The sequence below is a fragment of the Streptomyces litchfieldiae genome, assembly GCF_031845365.1.
Classification (GTDB): domain Bacteria; phylum Actinomycetota; class Actinomycetes; order Streptomycetales; family Streptomycetaceae; genus Streptomyces; species Streptomyces litchfieldiae.
In genome coordinates this window covers 90,884-111,352 of record NZ_JAVREL010000013.1, presented here as the reverse complement: position 1 = coordinate 111,352, position 20,469 = coordinate 90,884, and the positions used below count along the sequence as shown (strand labels likewise).

16 protein-coding genes are annotated in these 20,469 nt (G+C 74.2%); 10 read left to right on the top strand and 6 right to left on the bottom strand.

What is annotated here, in order from left to right:
- Nucleotides 1–17 precede the first annotated feature (17 nt).
- Genes RM590_RS21835 through murJ form a run of 3 tightly spaced genes read right to left on the bottom strand, consistent with a single transcriptional unit; the run spans nt 18 to nt 2,949 of the window.
- Nucleotides 18–827, bottom strand: coding sequence for a hypothetical protein (locus RM590_RS21835; protein WP_311706351.1), 810 nt, complete (start codon nt 825–827; stop codon nt 18–20).
- On the bottom strand, nt 824–1,369 hold the full coding sequence (locus RM590_RS21830; RefSeq protein ID WP_311706350.1) for a SigE family RNA polymerase sigma factor: 546 nt from the start codon (nt 1,367–1,369) through the stop codon (nt 824–826). The genes RM590_RS21835 and RM590_RS21830 overlap by 4 nt, the downstream gene beginning before the upstream one ends.
- A complete protein-coding gene (gene murJ, locus RM590_RS21825; protein WP_311706457.1) occupies nt 1,366–2,949 on the bottom strand; it encodes a murein biosynthesis integral membrane protein MurJ in 1,584 nt (527 codons plus the stop codon). Before murJ ends, RM590_RS21830 begins: the two co-directional genes overlap by 4 nt.
- A gap of 227 nt (nt 2,950–3,176) precedes the next feature.
- Between murJ and RM590_RS21820 the strand changes: the two genes are divergently transcribed.
- Nucleotides 3,177–4,388 carry a lipid II:glycine glycyltransferase FemX gene (locus RM590_RS21820; RefSeq protein ID WP_394813929.1) on the top strand — a complete coding sequence of 404 codons (1,212 nt, stop codon included), beginning with the start codon at nt 3,177–3,179 and terminating at the stop codon, nt 4,386–4,388.
- Between the two features lie 285 nt (nt 4,389–4,673).
- Complete coding sequence (locus RM590_RS21815; RefSeq protein WP_311706349.1) at nt 4,674–5,609, top strand: AraC family transcriptional regulator; 936 nt, start codon at nt 4,674–4,676, stop codon at nt 5,607–5,609.
- A 16-nt stretch (nt 5,610–5,625) separates the two neighbouring features.
- Here the strand turns inward: RM590_RS21815 and RM590_RS21810 are convergent, their stop codons facing one another.
- A complete protein-coding gene (locus tag RM590_RS21810; RefSeq protein WP_311706348.1) occupies nt 5,626–6,003 on the bottom strand; it encodes a cupin domain-containing protein in 378 nt (125 codons plus the stop codon).
- A gap of 31 nt (nt 6,004–6,034) precedes the next feature.
- Nucleotides 6,035–8,200 (bottom strand): molybdopterin oxidoreductase family protein, encoded by a 2,166-nt coding sequence (locus tag RM590_RS21805; RefSeq protein WP_311706347.1) that lies wholly within the window; start codon nt 8,198–8,200, stop codon nt 6,035–6,037.
- 160 nt (nt 8,201–8,360) lie between these two features.
- On the opposite strand from RM590_RS21805, the gene RM590_RS21800 reads away from it, so the two are divergent.
- The 7 genes from RM590_RS21800 to RM590_RS21770 all read left to right on the top strand — a co-directional run bounded on the left by RM590_RS21800 (nt 8,361) and on the right by RM590_RS21770 (nt 15,818).
- A complete protein-coding gene (locus tag RM590_RS21800; protein WP_311706346.1) occupies nt 8,361–9,110 on the top strand; it encodes a sirohydrochlorin chelatase in 750 nt (249 codons plus the stop codon).
- A gap of 45 nt (nt 9,111–9,155) precedes the next feature.
- Nucleotides 9,156–10,433 carry a deoxyguanosinetriphosphate triphosphohydrolase gene (locus RM590_RS21795; RefSeq protein WP_311706345.1) on the top strand — a complete coding sequence of 426 codons (1,278 nt, stop codon included), beginning with the start codon at nt 9,156–9,158 and terminating at the stop codon, nt 10,431–10,433.
- Nucleotides 10,434–10,521: 88 nt separating this feature from the next.
- Nucleotides 10,522–11,778 (top strand): NAD(P)/FAD-dependent oxidoreductase, encoded by a 1,257-nt coding sequence (locus RM590_RS21790; protein ID WP_311706344.1) that lies wholly within the window; start codon nt 10,522–10,524, stop codon nt 11,776–11,778.
- Between the two features lie 70 nt (nt 11,779–11,848).
- Complete coding sequence (locus RM590_RS21785; RefSeq protein ID WP_311706343.1) at nt 11,849–12,775, top strand: Acg family FMN-binding oxidoreductase; 927 nt, start codon at nt 11,849–11,851, stop codon at nt 12,773–12,775.
- Between the two features lie 53 nt (nt 12,776–12,828).
- On the top strand, nt 12,829–13,281 hold the full coding sequence (locus RM590_RS21780) for a GNAT family N-acetyltransferase (protein ID WP_311706342.1): 453 nt from the start codon (nt 12,829–12,831) through the stop codon (nt 13,279–13,281).
- Nucleotides 13,282–13,332: 51 nt separating this feature from the next.
- On the top strand, nt 13,333–15,075 hold the full coding sequence (locus tag RM590_RS21775; protein ID WP_311706341.1) for a pyruvate dehydrogenase: 1,743 nt from the start codon (nt 13,333–13,335) through the stop codon (nt 15,073–15,075).
- A gap of 143 nt (nt 15,076–15,218) precedes the next feature.
- Complete coding sequence (locus RM590_RS21770) at nt 15,219–15,818, top strand: Uma2 family endonuclease (RefSeq protein ID WP_311706455.1); 600 nt, start codon at nt 15,219–15,221, stop codon at nt 15,816–15,818.
- Between the two features lie 50 nt (nt 15,819–15,868).
- Here RM590_RS21770 and RM590_RS21765 read toward each other — a convergent pair whose 3' ends face one another.
- A complete protein-coding gene (locus RM590_RS21765) occupies nt 15,869–17,284 on the bottom strand; it encodes a glycoside hydrolase family 6 protein (RefSeq protein ID WP_311706340.1) in 1,416 nt (471 codons plus the stop codon).
- Between the two features lie 180 nt (nt 17,285–17,464).
- On the opposite strand from RM590_RS21765, the gene dnaG reads away from it, so the two are divergent.
- On the top strand, nt 17,465–20,347 hold the full coding sequence (gene dnaG, locus RM590_RS21760) for a DNA primase (RefSeq protein ID WP_311706339.1): 2,883 nt from the start codon (nt 17,465–17,467) through the stop codon (nt 20,345–20,347).
- The last annotated feature ends 122 nt before the right edge of the window (nt 20,348–20,469 follow it).

Genomic DNA, 20,469 nt, shown 5'->3' with positions numbered 1-20,469 from the left:
GCGGCGCGGGCCGTTCGTCACGGCGCGCGGTGGGCCGTCGCCTCGCAGGCGCCGGCGGCCTCCGCCAGCAGCTCCCGCAGGCACGTCGCGGTGTTGTCCTCCCCGCGCCATACCGATTCCGCCTCCTCGGTCTCCTGGCGAGAGGAGTCGGTCAGCACGCGCAGCACGTCCAGGCGTTCGCCTTCGCGGCCCACGTAGAGCCGGGAGTCGCTGAGCGGGAGAGCGCTCTCCGGTCCGTAGTCGAGCACGGTGACGAGCGGATCCTCCGACGCGCCCGGGTACTCCTCCGGCACGGCCGCGAACTCCTCCGGTACCAGCCCCTCGCACTTCCCCTCCGACAGCAACTGCTCCTCGGCCGACTTCGCCTCCGCCGCGGTGGCGAACGCCAGCGTCACAAAGGTGGCCACCGCGCCGCCGCGGCCCGTGTAGTACGACGCCTCGGCCCGCGCGCCGCTCGCCTCGGTGGTGGCCGCCAACCAGCCGCAGTGCGTGTACCAGGCGTCCATCGACGGCTGCACCGCCTCGGCGTGGGCGGGCTCCCAGAGCAGCTTCTCGTCCCAGGGCAGCGCGGTGGGGGGCGGCGGCGCCGGTTCGGTTTCGACGACGCCCGCGGGGGGCGACGCCTCGCCGCCGTCCGTTCCGTCCGGGAGGGCGAACCGCCACACCCCGGCCGCCGCGACGACCAGCGCCACCGCGGCGCCCGCGCGGAGCCGCCGGGCGCGCCGTCGCCCGGCCCGGCGCCGGGCGTCGCCGGGGCCGGCCAGGGTGACCGCGGGGTCCACCTCGTGGGTGAAGTCCCGCAGCCGCTCGTCCAACGGGTCGCTCATGGCTGTGAGACCCCCTCGGGGGACGTGGGGAACGCCGGGCGCCGGCGCGGCGCGCGGTCGTCGTCGAGCCGGCCCCGCAGGGCCTTCCGGGCGCGGCTGAGCCGGGTGCGCACGGCCGGCTCCGACACGCCCGTCTCCCGGGCCACTTGGGCGACGGGCAGGTCCAGCACATGGTGCAGCACCACGGCCACGCGCTGCTCGGCCGGCAGCTCCCGCAGAGCTGCGACCAGCGCCACATGGTCGGGCGCCAGTGACGGCACGGCCGGCGGCGGGCCGTGCCGGAGCTGGGCGCGCAGCCGGTTGCGGGCCTTGCGCCAGGTGCTGACGGCCAGCCGCACGGCGACGGTCCGCACCCAGGGCGCCGGGTCGCCCTCGGCGCTCAGCTTGTCCCAGCGCTGCCAGGCGCGGGCGAACGCCTCCTGCACCGCGTCCTCGGCGTCCGCGAGATCGCCGGTCAGGGCGTAGACGGCGGTGACCAGGCGGCGGGCGGTGGACGCGTAGAACGTCTCGTAGTCCCGCCACGCCTCCTCGGCCGGGCTCACCGGGCCCGCCCCGGCAGCCGGTTCAGCACCGCGGCCGGCACCCCGGGCACCCGCAGCGGCCGGGCGAGCGCGGCCAGCGACACCACCAGCGCCAGGCCGCCCAGTGCCAGCCCGGCCGCGTCCCCGGCCGGCCCGTCGCCCAGCGCGTTCCCGCACCACCGCGCCAGGCCCCAGCTCGCCAGCGCGCCCGGCGCCACCGCCGCCAGCACCCGCAGATGCGCGCCGCACGTCCCCGGCCAGCGGCCGATCCGCCGGACCAGCGCCGCTGTCGTGCACGCCAGGCCCACCGCGCAGGCCACCGCGTAGGCCCCGGCCATGCCGACCACCGCCCACCTGGCCGGCAGCACCGCGTAGCCGAGCAGCACCAGGCCGGTGCCCACGCCCGCGATGACCAGGTTCAGCAGGAACGGCGTGCGGGTGTCGCCGGTCGCGTAGAACGCGCGGGCCAGCAGGTACTGCGCGGCGAACGCGGGCAGCCCGGGGGCGAACGCCATCAGGATCCACGCCAGCGCGCGGGTGTCCGCCTCGTCCGTCTGGCCGTACTGGAAGACCACGCCGGTCAGTTGGGGGGCCAGCGCGAGGAAGGCGGCCGTCGCGGGCACCACGGCGACCGCGTTGCGCCGCAGCCCCCAGGCCAGGTCGTGGCCCACCGCCGCCAGGTCGTCCCGCGCGGCGGCGGCGCTCATCCGCGGCAGCAGGGCGGTGCCCAGCGAGACGGTGACCACCCCCTGGGGCACCACCCACAGCAGGTACGCGCCCGTGTAGGCGGCGAAGCCGACGCCGGCCGCCGCGCCCGCCGCCGCGGCGCGCACCCCGGCGGAGGTGGCCAGGCTGGTCACCACCCAGTACGCGGCCTGGTTGACCAGCACCAGCAGCACCGTCCACACGCCCGCCCGCAGCGGCGCGCCCAGCCCCGCGCCGCGCACGTCGAACCGCGGGCGCCAGCGGACCCCGGCCGACCGCAACACCGGTATCAGCGCGGCCACTTGGATCACCACCCCGGCCGTGCTGCCCAGGCCCAGCAGCAGCGCCTGCCCGTCGGTCACCTGCCCGGCCTCGCGCGCCTGCCCCGCGATCCCCAGGTAGAGCCCGAACACCCCGATGATCACGAGGTTGTTGAGCACCGGCGCCCACATCATCGCGCCGAACCGGCCGCGCGCGGTGAGGCTCTGGCCGAGCAGAGTGAACAGCCCGTAGGCCAGGATCTGCGGCAGGCAGTACCGGGCCAGCGCCACCGTCAAGTCCCGCTGCGCGCCGGTGAAGTCGGGCGCGTAGGCCGTCACCAGCCAGGGCGCGGCCGGCACGGCGACGGCGGTGAGCGCCAGCAGGCCGCCCGCGCAGACGGTGAGCAGCCGGTCGGAGTGCGCCCGGCCGCCGTCCGGGTGCTCCCGCGCGGCCCGCACCAGCTCGGGCACGAAGACCGCGTTGAGCGCGCCGCCGAGCAGCAGGAAGTAGACGATGTTGGGAACGGTGTTGGCGATCTGGTACGCGTCGCCCAGCAGCGTGGTGCCCAGGGCGGCCACCACGACGGCGCTGCGCACGAAGCCGGTGGCGCGCGAGACCAGCGACCCGGCGGCCATGACCGCGCTGCCCCGGCCGGGCGCGTCGCCGCCCGGGCGGTCGCTCCGTTCCCCGGCGGCGTTGCCGCCGGTCCTCAACTGCTCCACGAACAGGGGAGTCTGCCCGCTGGCCGGGCGCGCGGGGAAGCCGCGCGGCCTGTCGCGAATCTCATCGTCACCTCCCGGGGGTCCCGGGCGTGCAGGAGGCGAGTGGGTCCGTCCGGACCCTCCCCGGCCCCCGGAGGGAAGTGTCCCCGTTGACGACTCCGACGCCGCTTCGGCGGCCCCGTGAACTTGAGCCCGCCGCCCCGGCGTTGCGCGTGCTGTCCGCCGATGAGCACCTGGCGTTCCTGCGCGGCCGGCGGGCGTGGAGCGACGCCGGCCTGGGCCGGGTGAGCTTCCTCCAGACGCCCGCCTGGGGGCGGGTGAAGCACGGCTGGGCCGCCGAGAGCCTGGGCTGGTTCGACGAGTCGGGCGCGCCGGTCGGCGCCGCGCTGGTGCTGTACCGGATGCTGCCGGGCCTGCGGCGGTCGTTCGCCTACCTGCCCGAGGGGCCGGTCATCGACTGGTCGGCCCCGGACCTGGACCGGTGGCTGGCCCCGCTGCTGGACCGGCTGCGCCAGGCGGGCGCGTTCGCCGTCCGGCTCGGCCCGCCGCTGGCCTACCGCCGCTGGCACGCGGCCACCCTGAAGGCGGCGACCGGACCCGGCCGGAAGGTGGGCGACGTGCTGCCCGATCTGGTGGAGCCGCTGGGCGCGGCGGTCGCCGACCGGCTGCGGAACGCGGGCTGGCGGCGCTGCGGGGACGACGGCGGCGCGGCCGGCGACGCGCAGCCCCGGTTCGTCTTCGAGATCCCGCTGGCCGGCCGGTCCCCGGAGGCACTGTGGGCCGGCCTCAGCCAGGAGTGGCGGCGCAACGTCCGACGCGCCGCCCGGGCGGGCGTCGCCACCAGCCTGTCCGGCCCCGCCGAACTCCCCGCCTTCCACGCCCTGCTGGGCGTCACCGAACGCCGCGACGGCTTCCGGCTCGGCCGCTCCCTGGCGTACTACCAGCGGCAGTTCGAGATGCTGAACGCCCAGGAGCGCGGCTCCATGCGGCTGTATACGGCCGCCTGGAACGACGAGGTGCTCGCCGCGCACACTCTGCTGCGCTCCCCGGACGGCGCCCGCTTCTGGTACCAGACGGGCGGCTCGGCGGACCACCGGCGGCAGGTGCGGCCGAGCAACGCCCTTCAGTGGCGCATGATCAGCGACGCGCACGAGGAGGGCGCGTCGGTGTACGACATGCGCGGCGTGCCGGAGACGCTCGACCCGGACGACCGGCCGTTCGGGCTGACCCGCTGGAAGCTGGGCACCGGCGGGGACGTGGTGGAGATGCTCGGCGAGTGGGAGCTGCCGCTGAACGGCGCGGTGAACCGGGCCCTGCACCGGGCGATGCAGGGCTACTTGGCCCGTCGCTGAGCGCGGAGTCGTGTCGTTCAGCCCCGTCACGTCCGGCACCGACCTGCGCGGGACCGGCTCCGAGACCCAGGACCCCGTCCCAGTGAGCCGTTGGCGGGCCGGCCGGCCGCACCGGATCTGGCCCGCCGCTGAGCACCGGGGGCGTTCAGCCCCAGGCCCCGGACGCCGCCGCCGCGCGGGCGTAGTCACCGAAGTCCCGGGGCGGCCGGCCCAGGACGCGCGCCACATCGCCGGTCGGCGCACGCGCATACGCGTGCGTCTACGCGTGCGTTTACCCTCGCGCTCATGGACGCTCTCACCAGCCTGCTCGACGGGCCCCGCGCCCGGGGCGCGTTCCTGCTGCGCGCGATCCTCACCCCGCCCTGGGCCGTGCGGGTCCGGGACGAGGCGCCGCTGACCGTGCTGTGCGCCACGCGCGGCTCGGCCTGGATCCTGCCCGACGCGGCCGACGGGGAACGGATCGCGCTGGCGCCCGGCGACATCGCGGTGGTGCGCGGGCCCGACCCCTACACCGTGGCCGACGACCCGGCCACCGAGCCGGAGGCGGAGATCCGGCCCGGCGGGTGCGGCTTCGCCCCGGACGGCACCGACCTGTGCGAGGCCATGGACCTGGGCGTCCGCACCTGGGGAACCGATCCCGAGGGCCCCACCGAGCTGCTGATCGGGACCTACCGGCTGCCGCACGAGGTGGGCGGGCGGCTGTTCCGGGCGCTGCCGCCGGTCGCCGTGCTGCGCGCCGACGACTGGGAGTGCGGCCTGCTGCCGGTCTTCGCCGCCGAGATGGCCCGGGCCGACCCGGGCCAGGAGGTGGTGCTGGACCGCGTGCTGGACCTGCTGCTGATCTCGGTGCTGCGCGCCTGGTTCGCCCGGCCCGAGGCCGAGGCCCCCGCCTGGTACCGGGCGCACGGCGACCCCGTGGTGGGCCGGGCGCTGCGGCTGATCCACGACCACCCCGGGCACCCCTGGACCGTCTCCGCGCTGGCCGAGAAGGCGGGCGTCTCGCGGGCGGCGCTGGCACGCCGGTTCGCCGCGCTGGTCGGGGAGCCGCCGATGGCGTATCTGACGCGCTGGCGGCTGGACTTGGCGGCCGACCTGTTGCGCGAGCCGGACGTCACCGTGGAGTCGGTGGCGCGCCGGGTCGGCTACAGCACCGCGTTCGCGCTGAGCACCGCGTTCAAACGGGAGCGGGGGATCAGCCCGCGCGAGCACCGTTCCGGCTGAGCCGCCGCACCCCTGACTACGCGGGGTCGCGCACCCGGCGCGTGTCGTATACGACGACCGGTTCGGGGGTCGCGGTCACGGACGTCAGGACGAGGACCGAGTCGTCCAGCGCCGTCAGGCCGTGCCGCGCCTGGGGGATCCGCATCACCTGCCCGGCGTCCAGCTCGATGTCGCCGGCCGCCGAGCGCAGCCGGACCCGGCCGCGCAGCACGTGCAGGCTGGCCGCGGGCGGCGCGTTGTGCTCCTCCAGCTCGGCGCCCCCGACCAGGGCGATCACGCTCTGCCGCAACGGGCCGTCGTGCAGGAAGAGATGCGCGCTGCGGCCGTGTTCCGCCTGGCGGGCCAGGGCGAGGTGCTGCTCGGCGAGCAGGGTCAGGTCGTTCATGGCATCCATGCTGCCGGGTGCGGAGCCGACCGCAACCCGACTACTGGTCCGCCAGCTCGACCCGCACCGCGCACACCTTGAACTCCGGCATGCGGGACGTCGGGTCGAGCGCGGGGTTGGTGAGGTTGTTGGCGCGGCCCTCGCCCGGCCAGTGGAACGGCATGAACACCGTGTCGGGCCTGATGTCCGTGCTGATGCGGGCCGGTGCCACGGCCCGCCCGCGGCGCGAGATCACCGCGAGCCGGTCGCCCTCGGCGGCGCCGAGGCGTTCGGCCAGCCGCGGGTGGAGCTGGACGAACGGGCCGGGCGCCGCCGCGTTCAGCTCCCCGACACGGCGGGTCTGCGCGCCGGACTGGTACTGCGCGAGGACCCGGCCGGTGGTGAGGTACACCGGGTAGTCCGCGGTCGGCTCCTCCGCCGACGGCCGGTGGCTGACCGGCATGAACCGGGCCCGGCCGTCCGGGGTGGCGAAGCGGTCGAGGAACAGCCGGGGCGTGCCGGGGTGGACCGGCGCCGAGTGGTCGTTGGACGGGTCGTCGTCGGCCGCCGCCGTCCCGGCCGGCACCGGCGGCTCCGGGCAGGGCCAGAACACGCCGTCCTCGTCGGCTATCCGCCGGTAGGTGATGCCCGAGTAGTCGGCCTTGCCGCCCGCCGAGGCGCGGCGCAGCTCGTCGAAGACCTCCTCCGGGTCGGTGGGGAAGCCCTTCTCCCAGCCCAGCCGCGCGGCCAGCGCGTTCAGCACGGCCAGGTCGCTGCGGCAGCCGGCGGGCGGCTCCACGGCCTTGCGGCGCAGCAGCACCCGCCCCTCCAGGTTGGTGAGGGTGCCGGTCTCCTCCGCCCACTGCGTCACCGGCAGCACCACGTCCGCGAGCCGGGCGGACTCCGACAGCACCACGTCGCAGACCGCGAGGAAGTCCAGCGCCCGCAGGCGTTCCTCGACATGCGCGGCGCGCGGCGCGGAGACCACCGGATTGGAGGCCATCAGCAGCAACGCCCGTACCCCGTCCGGGGTATCGCGGCCCAGCGCGTCCAGCAGCTCGTAGGCGCTGCGGCCCGGGCCCGGCAGCACCTCGGGGTCCACGCCCCACACCCCGGCCACGTGCTCGCGCGCGGCCTGGTCGGCCAGCATGCGGTAGCCGGGCAACTGGTCCGCCTTCTGGCCGTGCTCGCGCCCGCCCTGCCCGTTGCCCTGCCCGGTCAGGCAGCCGTAGCCGGACAGCGGGCGGCCGGCGCGGCCGGTGGCCAGGCACAGGTTGATCCAGGCGCCGACGGTGTCGGTGCCCTTCGACTGCTGCTCGGGGCCGCGCGCGGTCAGCACCATCGCCGCCTCCGGCTCGCAGAACATCCGCACGGCCGCGCGCAACTGCGGCACCGGCACGCCGGTGACGCGTTCGACCAGCTCCGGCCAGTGCGCCATGGCCGCGGCGCGGGCCTGCTCCCAGCCGGTGGTGCGCTCGGCGACGAACGCCTCGTCCACCCGGCCCTCCGCCACCACCAGGTGCAGCAGGCCCAGCGCCAGCGCCAGGTCGGTGCCCGGCCGGGGCGCGAGGTGCAGATCGGCCTGCTCGGCGGTGCGGGTGCGGCGCGGGTCGACGACGATGAGCGTGCCGCCGTTCTCCCGCAGCTCGGTGAAGTAGCGCAGCGCGGGCGGCATGGTCTCGGCGAGGTTGGAGCCGACGAGGATCACACAGCCGGTGCGCGGGATGTCGGCCAGCGGGAACGGCAGCCCCCGGTCCAGTCCGAACGCGCGGGTGCCGGCCGCCGCGGCGGAGGACATGCAGAACCGGCCGTTGTAGTCGATCTGCGAGCTGCCCAGCACCAGGCGCGTGAACTTGCCGAGCGTGTACGCCTTCTCGTTGGTCAGCCCGCCGCCGCCGAACACCCCGACGGCGTCCGGGCCGTGGGTCTCCCGGGTGGATTTGAGGCCCGCGGCGATCCGGTCCAGGGCCTCGTCCCAGGTCGCCGGCTCCAGCTCGCCCGAGCGGTCCCGGCGGACCAGCGGCTCGGTCAGCCGCACCCCGCCGGCCAGCACCTCGGGGGCGGTGCGGCCCTTGCCGCACAGCGCGCCGCGGTTGACCGGGAACGCGGTGCGCTCCTCCACCTCCAGGCCCCCGGGCGCGGTCGGCAGCGGGCGCAGCCGCATCCCGCATTGCAGGGCGCAGTACGGGCAGTGGGTGTCCGTGGCGGCGGCGGTCTCAGCGGTCATGCGGCCATGATGCTTCGCGCGTGTTACACAACGGGGCCCGCCGCGTTACCCGGCCGGGGCGGCGGTCTCAACCCGGCGCGAGCGGGCCCGTGAGGAACGGGGCGGCCACACGTGACACCGGCGCAACACGGTGGCAACGCGCCGGGCGCAGGCTGGCCGCATGAGCGCAGCCCTCACCACCGCAGCCCCGACGCTGGTCGCCGTCGCCCACGGGTCCCCCGACCCCCGGGCCGCCGGGGCCGTCACCGCGCTGATCCGGCTCGTCCGGGCCCTGCGGCCCGGGCTGCGCGTGGAACTGGGCCACCTGGAGACCGACGAGCCGCTGCTGGCCGACACGCTCGCCGGGCTGCGCGGCCGGGCCGTCCTGGTGCCGCTGCTGTTCAGCCGCGGCTACCACGTGAAGCACGACATCCCGTCCGTACTGGCCCGCTTCGCCCCGCACCTGGACGCGGTGACCGCCGGCTGCCTGGGCCCGCACCCGCTGCTGGCCGAGGCGCTGCACAGCCGCCTCGCCGAGGCCGGGTACCGGCGCGGCTCGGCCGTCGTGCTGGCCGCGGCCGGCTCGCTGGACCCCGAGTCGGCGGCCGGCACCCAGTACACCGCGAACATGCTCTCCGCCCGGCTCGGCGGCGTCCCCGTGCTGCCCGCCTACGCCTCGGCGGCCAGGCCCACGGTGCCGGAGGCCATCGAGGGCCTGCGCGAGGCCGGCCACCGGGAGATATCCGTGGCCTCGTGCTTCGTGGCCCCCGGACTGTTCCACACCCGCTGCGCCGAGGCCGCGCCCGGTGTGGTGGCCGCCCCGCTGGGCAGCCACCCGGCGCTCGCCCGGCTGCTGCTGCACCGCTACGACCAGGCGCTGGGCGTGCGCACCCAGCCCTACCCGGGCGCCGCCCTCGCCGTCACGGCGTAACGTTCCGGCGCCGGGGTTCTCGCGCCAGGGTCCTATCGTCGAGGCATGCACGCCGCCGCCGGCCATGACGAGGCCGCCGCAGAACGTTTCGACCCCGAGCCCGACAAGCGGCCCGGCCGCACCGCCTTCCAGCGCGACCGCGCCCGGGTGCAGCACTCCGCCGCGCTGCGCCGCCTGGCCGGCAAGACGCAGGTCGTCACCCCCGACGCGCCGGCGGCCGACGCCGCCCCCCGCACCCGGCTGACCCACTCCCTGGAGTGCGCCCAGATCGGCCGCGATCTCGGCGCCGCGTTCGGCTGCGACCCCGACATCGTGGAGGCCGCCTGCCTCGCCCACGACCTGGGCCACCCGCCGTTCGGCCACAACGGGGAACGCGTGCTGGCCGTCATCGCCGAGCCCTGCGGCGGGTTCGAGGGCAACGCCCAGTCGCTGCGGCTGCTCACCCGCCTGGAGCCCAAGCGCTTCGCCCACACCGACGGCCGGTCCGTCGGGCTCAACCTGACCCGCGCCACCCTGGACGCCGCCACCAAATACCCCTGGCCGCGCGGCGGTCACCCCACCGAGCCCGCCTCCCCGAAGTTCGGCGTCTACGCCGACGACATGCCCGTCTTCACCTGGCTGCGGCAGGACGCGCCCGGCGCCCGCCGCTGCTTCGAGGCCCAGGTCATGGACTGGGCCGACGACGTCGCCTACTCCGTGCACGACCTGGAGGACGGGCTGCACGCCGGCCACCTGGACCCGGCCGCGCTGCGGGCCGGCCCGGAGCGGGAGGAGGTGTTCGCCGTCGCCGCCGAACGCTACGCGCCGCCCGGCACCGGACCCGCCGAACTGGCCGCCGCCCTGGACCGGTTGCGCGCCCAGGAGTGGTGGCCGCACACCTACGACGGCGGCGCGCCCGCCCAGGCCCGGCTGAAGGACGCCACGAGCCAGCTCATCGGCCGGTTCTGCCTGGCCGCCGAGCGCGCCACCCGCGAACGGTTCGGGCCCGGCCCGCTGCGCCGGTACGCCGCCGAGCTGGTGCTGCCGCCGGAGACCCGGCTGGAGTGCGACGTCCTCAAGGCCGTCGCCCACGTCCACGTCGTGCGGCGCCCCGACCAGGAGCGGCTGCGCGCCCGGCAGCGCGCGATGCTGACCGAGCTCGGCGACGCGCTCGCCGCCCGCGCCCCCGACGGGCTCGACCCGCAGTACCGGGCGCTGTTCGAGACCGCGCCGGACGACGCCGCGCGGCTGCGGGTGATCGTCGACCAGCTCGCCGCGCTCACCGACGCCGCGGCCCGCTCGCTGCATGCCCGCCTCGTCCCCGTCCACCGGCCGAGAGGTTGACCTGCCCGGCGTTGACCTGCCCCCTTCCGGCCGGGCGCCCGGTGGGGCAGGCTCCTTCCGGACGGGGAACCTGATCAGGAGGACTTGCGTGGACGCCACACACCGGACGTTCGTCATCATCGGCGGCGGACTGGCCGGGGCCAAAGCTGCCCAGACCCTGCGCGAGGAGGGCTTCGCCGGCCGGGTGATCCTCATCGGCGACGAGCACGAACAGCCCTACGAGCGCCCCCCGCTGTCCAAGGACTATCTGACCGGCCGGGCCGAACGCGACAGCGTCTTCGTGCACGACCCCGCCTGGTACGCCCACCACCGCATCGAACTGCACCTCGGCCAGCCCGCCGTGGCCGTCGACCGCGACAGACGCGAGGTACGGCTCGGCGACGGCACCCGCGTCCCCTACGACGCGCTGCTGCTCGCCACCGGCGCCGAGCCCCGCCGGCTGGGCATACCCGGCACCGAGCTGGCCGGCGTTCACCACCTGCGCCGCCTCGCCCACTCCGACCACCTGCGCGGCGTGCTGACCAGCCGCGCCCCGGCCGGCGAACCGCTGGTGATCGCCGGCGCCGGCTGGATCGGCCTGGAGGTCGCCGCCGCGGCCCGCGCCCTGGGCACCGAGGTCGTCGTCGTGGAGCCCGAGGCCACTCCGCTGCACGCGGTGCTCGGCCCCGAGGTGGGCGAGGTGTTCACCGCGCTGCACCACGAGCACGGCGTCACGTTCCACTTCGGCACCCGGCTGGCCGCCATCACCGGCCGGGACGGCATGGTCGCCGGCGTGCGCACCGAGGACGGCCGCGAACTCCCCGCCCGCGCCGTGCTCGCCGCGATCGGCGCCCGGCCGCGCGCCGCGCTCGCCGAGCACGCCGGCCTCGACCTGGCCCCGTCCGGCGGCATAGCGGTGGACTCCGCGCTGCGCACCAGCGACCCCGCGATCTTCGCCGCCGGGGACGTCGCCTCCGTCGCCGCGCCGGACACCGGCGCCCGCCGCCGCGTGGAGCACTGGGCCAACGCCCTGAACTCCGGCCCGGCCGCCGCCCGCGCCATGCTGGGCCAGGAGATCTCCTACGACCGGGTGCCGTACTTCTTCTCCGACCAGTACGACGTCGGCCTCGAATACTCCGGCTGGGCCCCGCCCGGCACCTACGACCGCGTGGTCTTCCGGGGCGACGTCGCCAAGCGCGCGTTCATCGCGTTCTGGCTGCGGGAGAACCGGGTGCTCGCCGGCCTCAACATGAACGTCTGGGACGTCACCGACGCCATCCAGCACCTGGTCAGGACCGGCACCCCCGTGGACCCCGACGCGCTCGCCGACCGAGGCACCCCACTGCCCACTCCGGCCGCCAGCTAGCGCCTGCCCGATATGTCCGCGTTATGGTGATGGGTGCGGGGGCAGCCGAGCCGGAGCCGGAGGGAGCCAGGTGCCGACCGACAAGCCGCGCCCGCAGACCGTGACCGCCCTGGTCCGCGCGGCCACCGCTGCCCCCTCCCTGCACAACGCCCAGCCCTGGCGGTTCCGCTACACCCGGGACAGCGCCCTCTTCCAGATCCGCGCCGCCCTCGACCGCTGTCTGCCGCACTCCGACCCGCACGGCCGCGCCCTCCACATGGGCTGCGGCGCGGCCCTGCTCAACCTGCGCGTCGCCGCGGCCCACGCCGGCTGGCGGCCGGTCACCCGGCTGCTGCCCGACCCCCACGACCCCCGGCTGCTGGCCACCGTCCGCCTCGAACGCGCCGACGGCGACCCCGACCTGGCCGCCCTCCACCCCGCGATCCGCCGCCGCCGCACCAGCCGCCTGCCGTTCTCCGAGAAACGCGTCGCCGACCCGGTCCGCGCCGCCCTGCGCGAGGCGGCCGAGAGCGAGGGCGCCCAGTTGCACTACCCCTCCGCCTGGCACGTCCGCACGGTGCTGGACCTGGTCCACGACGCCGAGGGCCGCGACCACGCCGACCCCGGCCGCGCCGCCGAACTGGCCGAGTGGACCGATCCCGAACGCACCCCCGACGGCCACGACTTCGCCGGCCGCATGACCCCGGCCGAACGCACCCCCGGCGAATCCCCGTTCGAACAGGAGCCACAGCTCGCGCTGCTGGGCACCGCCGAGGACCGCCCCACCGACTGGCTCCGGGCCGGCCAGGCGATGGAACGGGTCCTGCTGGTGGCCACCCGCCGCGGCGTCTCGGCCGGCCTCAGCTCGGCCCCCGTCGACTGGTCCGACGCCCGCTGGGCGGACCGCGATCCGATGTCCCCGATGGGCCAGGTCCACGTAGTCCTCCGCCTGGGCTACGGCCCCCGCGCCCCAGCCACCCCCCGCCGCCCGGTGGCCCAGGTGCTTCAGGTGGAGTGAGCGGGGCCGCCCCCGGACCGGCCGGGCCGCCGGCGCCGCCTACCCTGGCCGGCATGACCATCCGCACCGCCCTCGTTCCCCTGTCCGAGATAGTCGCGCTGCGGCACCGGATTCTGCGCCCCGGACTGCCGCTCGAATCCGCCGCGTTCGCCGAGGACGACCGGCCGGAAACGTTCCATGTGGCCGCCTATGACGGCGACGGCACCGAGGCGCTGGGCTGCATCACCGTCTTCCCTGACCTGATGACCGGTGCCGAGGGGGCCGTCGCCTACCGCTTCCGGGGCATGGCCACCGCCGAGGGCGCCCGCGGGCGGGGCTTCGGCGCCGCCGTGCTGGAGGCCGCCACCGCCGAGGCGGCGGCGCGCGGGGCGGAGCTCATGTGGTGCAACGGGCGGTCGGTGGCCCGGGGCTTCTACGAGCGGCAGGGCTACGCCGTGCAGGGGGAGGAGTTCCAGATCGAGGGTGTCGGGCCGCACTACGTCTTCGCCCGGAAAATTTCCCTATAAGGGACTAAATTGCTCATGTCGTCCCCGGGGGCCGAGGAAGGTGACTGAGCGATGGCCAAGCAGACCGTGGCGGAACAGTTCGTCGACATCCTTGCCAAGTCCGGCGTGCGCCGCCTCTACGGGGTCGTCGGCGACAGCCTCAACCCCGTCGTGGACGCCGTCCGCCGGCACCGCGAGATGGCGTGGGTCCAGGTCCGGCACGAGGAGACGGCCGCCTTCGCCGCCGGGGCCGAGGCGCAGGTCGCCGGCCGGCTCGCCGCCTGCGCGGGGTCCTGCGGTCCGGGCAATCTGCACCTCATCAACGGCCTCTACGACGCGCACCGTTCGATGGCGCCCGTCCTCGCGCTGGCCTCCCACATCCCCAGCTCCGAGATCGGCAGCGGCTACTTCCAGGAGACCCACCCCGACCAGCTCTTCCAGGAGTGCAGCCACTACTGCGAGCTGATCTCCAACCGCCAGCAGATGCCCCGCGTGCTCCAGACCGCCATCCAGCACGCCATCGGCCGCGGCGGCGTCAGCGTCGTCGCCCTGCCCGGCGACATCGCCGCCCAGCAGATCCACGAGCGCGCCGAGGAACACGCCCTGGTCACCACGCGGCCGGCCGTGCGGCCCTCGGACTCCGACATCGAGAAGCTGGCCCGGATGGTGGACACCGCCAAACGCGTCACGCTGTTCTGCGGCAGCGGCACGGCGGGGGCGCACGCCGAGGTCATGCGCTTCGCCGAACGCGTCAAGGCGCCCATCGGTCACGCCCTGCGCGGCAAGGAGTGGATCCAGTACGACAACCCGTTCGACGTCGGCATGAGCGGCCTGCTCGGCTATGGCGCCGCCTATGACGCGACCCACGAGTGCGACCTGCTGATCCTGCTCGGCACCGACTTCCCCTACAACGCGTTCCTGCCGGACGACGTGAGCATCGTCCAGGTCGACGTCCGCCCCGAGCATCTCGGCCGCCGCTCCAAGCTCGACCTCGCCGTGTGGGGCGACGTGCGCGAGACGCTGCGCTGCCTGACCCCGCTGGTCACCGAGAAGACCGACCGCCGCTTCCTGGACCGGATGCTGAAGAAGCACGCCGACGCGCTGGAGGGCGTCGTCCACGCCTACACCCGCAAGGTGGAGAAGCGCACGCCGATCCACCCGGAGTTCGTCGCGGCGGTGCTGGACGAGGAGGCCGCCGAGGACGCGGTGTTCACCGTGGACACCGGCATGAACAACGTCTGGGCCGCGCGGTACCTCACACCCAACGGCCGCCGCCGGGTGATCGGTTCGTTCAGCCACGGCTCGATGGCCAACGCGCTGCCGCAGGCGATCGGCGCCCAGTTCACCGACCGCGGCCGGCAGGTCGTCGCCATGTCGGGCGACGGCGGATTCGCCATGCTGATGGGCGACTTCCTCACCCTCGTCCAGTACGACCTGCCAGTGAAGGTCGTCGTCTTCAACAACTCCTCCATGGGGATGGTGGAGTTGGAGATGCTGGTCTCGGGCCTGCCCGCCCACGGCACCACCAACCACGACTCCGACTTCGCCGCCATCGCCCGCGCCGCCGGGGCGCACGGCATCCGCGTCGAGAAGCCGAAGGACCTGCGCGGCGCGCTGCGCGAGGCGTTCCGCCACCGGGGTCCGGTGCTGGTGGACGTCGTCACCGATCCCAACGCGCTGTCCATCCCGCCCAAGATCAAGGCCGAGATGGTCACGGGCTTCGCGTTGTCCGCCAGCCGGATGGTCCTGGAGGGCGGCGTCGGCCGCATGGTCCAGATGGCCCGTTCCAACCTGCGCAACGTCCCCCGGCCGTGACAGCGGGGCCCGGAGCCTGCGCCCGCCCGGGTCACTCACGCGGGTGAGCCGGAGGCGAGGGGGCCGGGGGTGACAGCGACCCGGGCTAGCGTGAGGATGGACAGCAGACGATCTATGGCACGCAGGAGACCGCGGTGAGCGTGATGGCGATGGAGCGGCCGACGACGATAGAGGGCCCCAACCCCGGGGAGTTCGAGGATCTCCTCCGGGAGCTGCTGGAAATGAACACGTCCGCCGGCTACAAGGCCGAGATCATCGGGGGAAAGATCGTCGTGTCGCCGTGGCAGCGGCCTTACTACAAGCGCGCGCTGAAGCTGCTGCAGCAGCGTCTCGCTCCGCATGTCCCGGCGGGGCACGACGCGTCCGTCGGGCCGTTTCTCTTCGCCTTTCCCGCCGCCAAGCGGGCTTTCGGCCCGGATCTGCACGTGGCCGACGAGGCCGCCTTCGAGCAGACGCGCGGCGCGGTGGCCGGGGCCGCGCTGTCGTTGGTCGCCGAGATGACGTCGGAATCCACGAGGGACGCCGACTGGGAGGACAAGCTCGCCGTCTACGGTCGCAACGTGCCCGTGTACCTGCTGGTGGACATGCAGACTCAAGAGATCACGGCCTTCTGGCGGCCGTCCCCGAACGGCTACCGGGCCCGGCGCACGGTGTCGTTCGGGGAGGCGTTGCCCATTCCCGAGCCGTTCGGTTTTGAGTTGGACACCACGGGCTTCGAGCCGCCCGGGTTCGAGACCGAGTGAGAACCGCCGGCCCGCGGTGGGGCCGTGGGCCGGCGGTGGGGGCGGGACCGTCAGTTGAGGACGATGACCGGGGTCGGGTTGCTGCCCGTGTAGGTGGCGTTGAAGCCGAACGTGACCGAGCCGCCGTCCGGAACGGTGCCGTTCCAGCCGCTGTCCCGACACGTCACCGTGGTGCCCTGCTGGGTGCAGGTGGAGTTCCACGCCTGGCTCAGCCGCTGGTTGCCCGAGAAGGTCCAGCTCACGGTCCAGCCGCTGAGCGAGTCGCCGTCACAGGTGATGGTCACCTCGCCCGTGAAGCCGCTGCCCCAGTCGTTGATCACGCGGTACTCGGCCGTGCAGCCGCCGCCGGTGCCGCCGTCCGTCGTCCCGCCGTCGGCGCTGCCGCCGATGGTGGCGCCGCCGTCCGTTGCTCCGCCGTCGGTCGTCCCGCCGTCCGTCTCGCCACCGACCGTGGCGCCGCCGTCCGTCTCGCCGCCGTCGCCCGCGTTGAGCGCCAGCTCATAGGCGACCTGCGCGGAGAACTGGCCCGCCGCGGCGGCGCAGCCGTCCGCCTCGCCCGGGGGCTTGACCCACAGGAAGGCGTCGATCTGCGAGTCGCCGGTGTTGGCGGTGGGCGCCCGGCCCAGGCCGCGGCCCGGCGGGTCGCACCACTCGCTGTCCGCGGCCGGGCCCCGGCCGTTGCGGCTGGTGTCGATCACCGCGCCGAGGTCGGCGTCGCCCAACTGCCCGAGCACCGCCTTCGCGTAAACGACCTCGTCGGAGGTGGTCCGGTAGTTGGACACGTTGCTGACGATGCCGTCGCCGTTCGTCGTCACCCCGGCCGCGCGCAGCCGGCTCGCCATGGCCGACGGGCTGTGCCACGCGGAGTGGCCGGCGTCGTAGTAGACCCGCGCGTTGGGGTTGGCGGCGTGGATCACGGAACCGGCGCGGGACAGCGACGCGTTGCGCCCGGCCAACTGCGAGCTGTCCAGGCAGGTGGTCAGCGCCAGCGAGTCGGGCTCCAGGATGACCACGACGGGGTCGTCGCCGAGCCCCGCGGCGAAGCCGTCGATCCAGCGGTCATAGGCGGCGTGGTCCGGGGCACCACCGGAGGACGCGCCGCCGCAGTCGCGGTACGGCAACTGGTAGACCACCAGCACCGGGGTCCGGCCGGCGGCCGCCGCCGGATCGGTGACCGCCCGCACATCCGCGGTGACCGTAGACGGCCGGTAGCTGGAGAACCAGATGCCCTGCGGGCGGCTGTCGATCACCTGGCTGATCACCGCGTGCCGGGAGTCGCCCTGGTTCGCGGCCGTCCACCGCGCGACCTGGGAGTTCGGGTCCCGGTAGAAGCTGGTCCCGGACGGCAGATCGGCCGCGGCCTGCTGCGGCAGGGCCAGCGTCAGCACGCCCGCGAGCAGGACGAGCACGCCGCCGACCACGACGGACAGCCGTCTTCGGAGTGACAGATACGGATTACGGCTCACAATCCACTCTCCACACAGTATGGGGGTGTGGGAGCGCTCCCAAGCCGCGAGGGTACCGGCAGGCTTTCATCGTGTAAACGAATCCGACATGACTCCTTCACGGGACACCCGCACCGGGTGCCCGACGGATCCGGGTGAGCGCCCGGCGGGCCTGTCGGGGGGCCGCCGTAGACTTCTGGCGTGGCGGGCAGGATCAACGACGAGGACGTGAAGGCGGTGCGGGACGCGGTCCCGATCGACGCCGTCGTGTCCGAGTACCTCCAGCTCCGCCCCGCGGGCGGGGGCAATCTCAAGGGGCTGTGCCCGTTCCACGACGAGAAGTCGCCCTCGTTCCACGTCAGTCCGAGCAAGGGCCTCTACCACTGCCTGGCCGGGGAGACGCGTGTGCTCACCTGGGAGGGGGTGAAGCCCATCCGTGAGCTGGCCGGTGGCACCCATCGCGTCCTTACGCGCAATGGCAACTGGTACGAGGCGCCGTTCCGGTCATTTGGTGTGCAGCGCTTGATGAAGATCACGATCGGGCGGAATCATCAGACGAAGATCATCCACGCGACGCCGGAGCATCGATGGTTCGTGTGGTCGGGACGGAGCCGGTACAAGGTCAGCGAGTGTGTCACCAGCGAACTGAAGCCCGGTCGCCGGCTGAGTTATGTTTTCCCTGGTTCGCGCGTCAAGCAGACGACGCCTTCGCCTTTCGGGATCGCGCACGGCATCACGTTCGGTGACGGTACGCTGAACGGCACCGGATCGATGGCTCAGCTCGATCCGGTCAAGGATGGCGAGCTGTTGAAGTACTTCCATCTCAGCGACCAGGTGCACACCGAGCGGCAGATCCGCATCCACCACCTTCCCAAGTTCTTCAAGTCGCCGCCGCCACTGAGCGAATCAGTCCCCTACCTCTACGGCTGGCTGGCCGGCTATGTCGCCGCCGACGGCCATGTGGCGAAGGACGGGACAGTGATGCTGAACAGTGCCGACCGGGACACGCTGGAATACGTACGCACCGTCTGCACACGACTGGGGATCGGCACCTACGGAATTACCGAGCAGGTAAGGGAAGGGTTTCCTGGCCGGGAGCCCAGCTCTCTTTTCCGCGTTCACTTCGTCAATGAGGACCTGACGGAGGAATTCTTCGTCCACACCGAACACCGTAAGCGCTTCGCGGACGCCCGGAAGAGCTTCTCCCGTCGTGGCTGGGTGGTCAAAGCCGTTGAGGAAACGGAGCGTGTCGAGGAGGTGTTCTGCGCCACTGTGGAGCAGGGGCACGCCTTCGTCTTGGAGGACAACATCCTCACGGGCAACTGCTTCGGCTGCCAGGAGGGCGGGGACACCCTCGCCTTCGTGATGAAGATGGAGCACCTGTCGTTCTCCGAGGCCGTGGAGCGGCTGGCCGCCCAGGCCGGGATCACGCTGCGGTACGAGCAGGGCGGGTACAGTCCGGGGCGGCTGCAGGGTGAGCGGACGCGGCTGATCGAGGCGCACAAGGTCGCCGCGCAGTTCTACGCCGAGCAGCTCGCCTCGCCGGAGGCCGAGATCGGGCGCCGCTTCCTGGCCGACCGGGGCTTCGACCAGGCCGCCGCCGAGCGGTTCGCCGTGGGGTACGCGCCGGCCGGGTGGGATCACCTGGTGCGGTTCCTGCGCGGACGCGGCTTCACCGACCGGGAGTTGCTGACCTCGGGCATCGCGCAGGACGGGCGGCGCGGGCCCATCGACCGGTTCCGCGGCCGGCTGATCTGGCCGATCCGGGACATCACGGGCGAGGTCGTCGGCTTCGGCGCCCGCAAGCTGCGCGACGACGACAACGGGCCGAAGTATCTCAACACCCCCGAGACGCCCATCTACCGCAAGTCCCAGGTGCTGTACGGCATCGACCTGGCCAAGCGCGACATCGCCAAGGACAACCGGGCGGTGGTCGTCGAGGGGTACACCGACGTCATGGCCTGCCATCTCGCGGGCGTGACCACCGCGATCGCGACCTGCGGCACCGCGTTCGGCGGCGAGCACGTCAAAATCCTGCGCCGGGTGCTGATGGACAGCTCCAGTTCGCACAGCGCGGGCGAGGTCGTCTTCACCTTTGACGGCGACTCCGCCGGGCAGAAGGCGGCGCTGCGGGCGTTCGAGGACGATCAGAAGTTCGTCGCCCGCACCTGGATCGCGGTCTCGCCGGGCGGGATGGACCCGTGCGAGCTGCGGATCGCCAAGGGCGACGAGGCCGTGCGCGAGCTGATCGATTCCCGGACGCCGCTGTTCCAGTTCGCGATCGAGTCGGTCGTCAGACAGCACAACGTGGACACGGCGGAGGGCCGTTCGGCGGCGCTGGACTTCGCGGCGCCGATCATCGCGCAGATCAAGGACGCCTCCATCCGGCGCGACTACGCCGTGCGGCTCGCCGGGCTGCTGGGCATCCTGGACGAGGGTTTCGTCGTGCGCCGGATCAGCCAGGTGAACCAGTGGGGGCGGGAGCGGCAGCGCGCCGCCGGGGCGCCCGCGCCGGCCGGCACCCGCGTCCGGTCGTCCGCCGCAGCGCCCGTCGCCCCGAGCGCGCCGGCGCCACGTCCCGCCGGGCCGCCGCTGAATCTGCGCAGCCCGGCGTTCCTGGAGGAGCGCGAGCTGCTGAAGCTGGCGCTCCAGTTCCCGGCGCTGGTCTCACCGGCGTTCGACGCCTATGGCGAGGACGAGTTCACGGCGGCGCCCTACGCGGTGGTCCGCCGCGCCATCGGGGAGGCGGGCGGCGCGGGGGCGGCCGACGACGGCTATCTGGAGCGGGTGGCCGAGGCCGCGCCGGACGACGGAGTGCGCACGCTCATCAGGGAGTTGGCCGTCGAGCCGTTGAACATGCCGCGCCGTCGGCAGCAGGAGGCCGACGTGTACGCCGGGCGGCGGCTGGTCCAGGTCCGGCTGGCCGCGGTGGACCGGCGCATCCGGGAGCTGGAGTCGGCCGCGCGGCGTGCCGAGGCCCAGCACGGGAACACGCGGGCGGCCGAGGTGCGCCAGGAGCTGTGGGCCCTGGAGCAGTACCGCACGGCCTTGAAGGAGCGGGGCGTCGCTGCGCTCTACTCGTAGGACCGGGCGTAGGCGTGCGTAGGCGCGTGGGGGCGCTTATGGGCGATTTGCGGGCGCGTTCGTGACCGTCGGACGTTGATTCTGTGTAACGCCGAGGCAGTTGGGCAAAGGCACTGTGTAGT

What these genes read in the sequence shown, in the direction of transcription:
- RM590_RS21835 (WP_311706351.1), bottom strand. Translation starts at nt 827, where the DNA reads ATGAGCGACCCGTTGGACGAGCGGCTGCGGGACTTCACCCACGAGGTG.
- murJ (WP_311706457.1), bottom strand. Translation starts at nt 2,949, where the DNA reads ATGGCCGCCGGGTCGCTGGTCTCGCGCGCCACCGGCTTCGTGCGCAGC.
- RM590_RS21815 (WP_311706349.1), top strand. Translation starts at nt 4,674, where the DNA reads ATGGACGCTCTCACCAGCCTGCTCGACGGGCCCCGCGCCCGGGGCGCG.
- RM590_RS21810 (WP_311706348.1), bottom strand. Translation starts at nt 6,003, where the DNA reads ATGGATGCCATGAACGACCTGACCCTGCTCGCCGAGCAGCACCTCGCC.
- RM590_RS21805 (WP_311706347.1), bottom strand. Translation starts at nt 8,200, where the DNA reads ATGACCGCTGAGACCGCCGCCGCCACGGACACCCACTGCCCGTACTGC.
- RM590_RS21800 (WP_311706346.1), top strand. Translation starts at nt 8,361, where the DNA reads ATGAGCGCAGCCCTCACCACCGCAGCCCCGACGCTGGTCGCCGTCGCC.
- RM590_RS21795 (WP_311706345.1), top strand. Translation starts at nt 9,156, where the DNA reads ATGCACGCCGCCGCCGGCCATGACGAGGCCGCCGCAGAACGTTTCGAC.
- RM590_RS21780 (WP_311706342.1), top strand. Translation starts at nt 12,829, where the DNA reads ATGACCATCCGCACCGCCCTCGTTCCCCTGTCCGAGATAGTCGCGCTG.
- RM590_RS21775 (WP_311706341.1), top strand. Translation starts at nt 13,333, where the DNA reads ATGGCCAAGCAGACCGTGGCGGAACAGTTCGTCGACATCCTTGCCAAG.
- RM590_RS21770 (WP_311706455.1), top strand. Translation starts at nt 15,219, where the DNA reads ATGGCGATGGAGCGGCCGACGACGATAGAGGGCCCCAACCCCGGGGAG.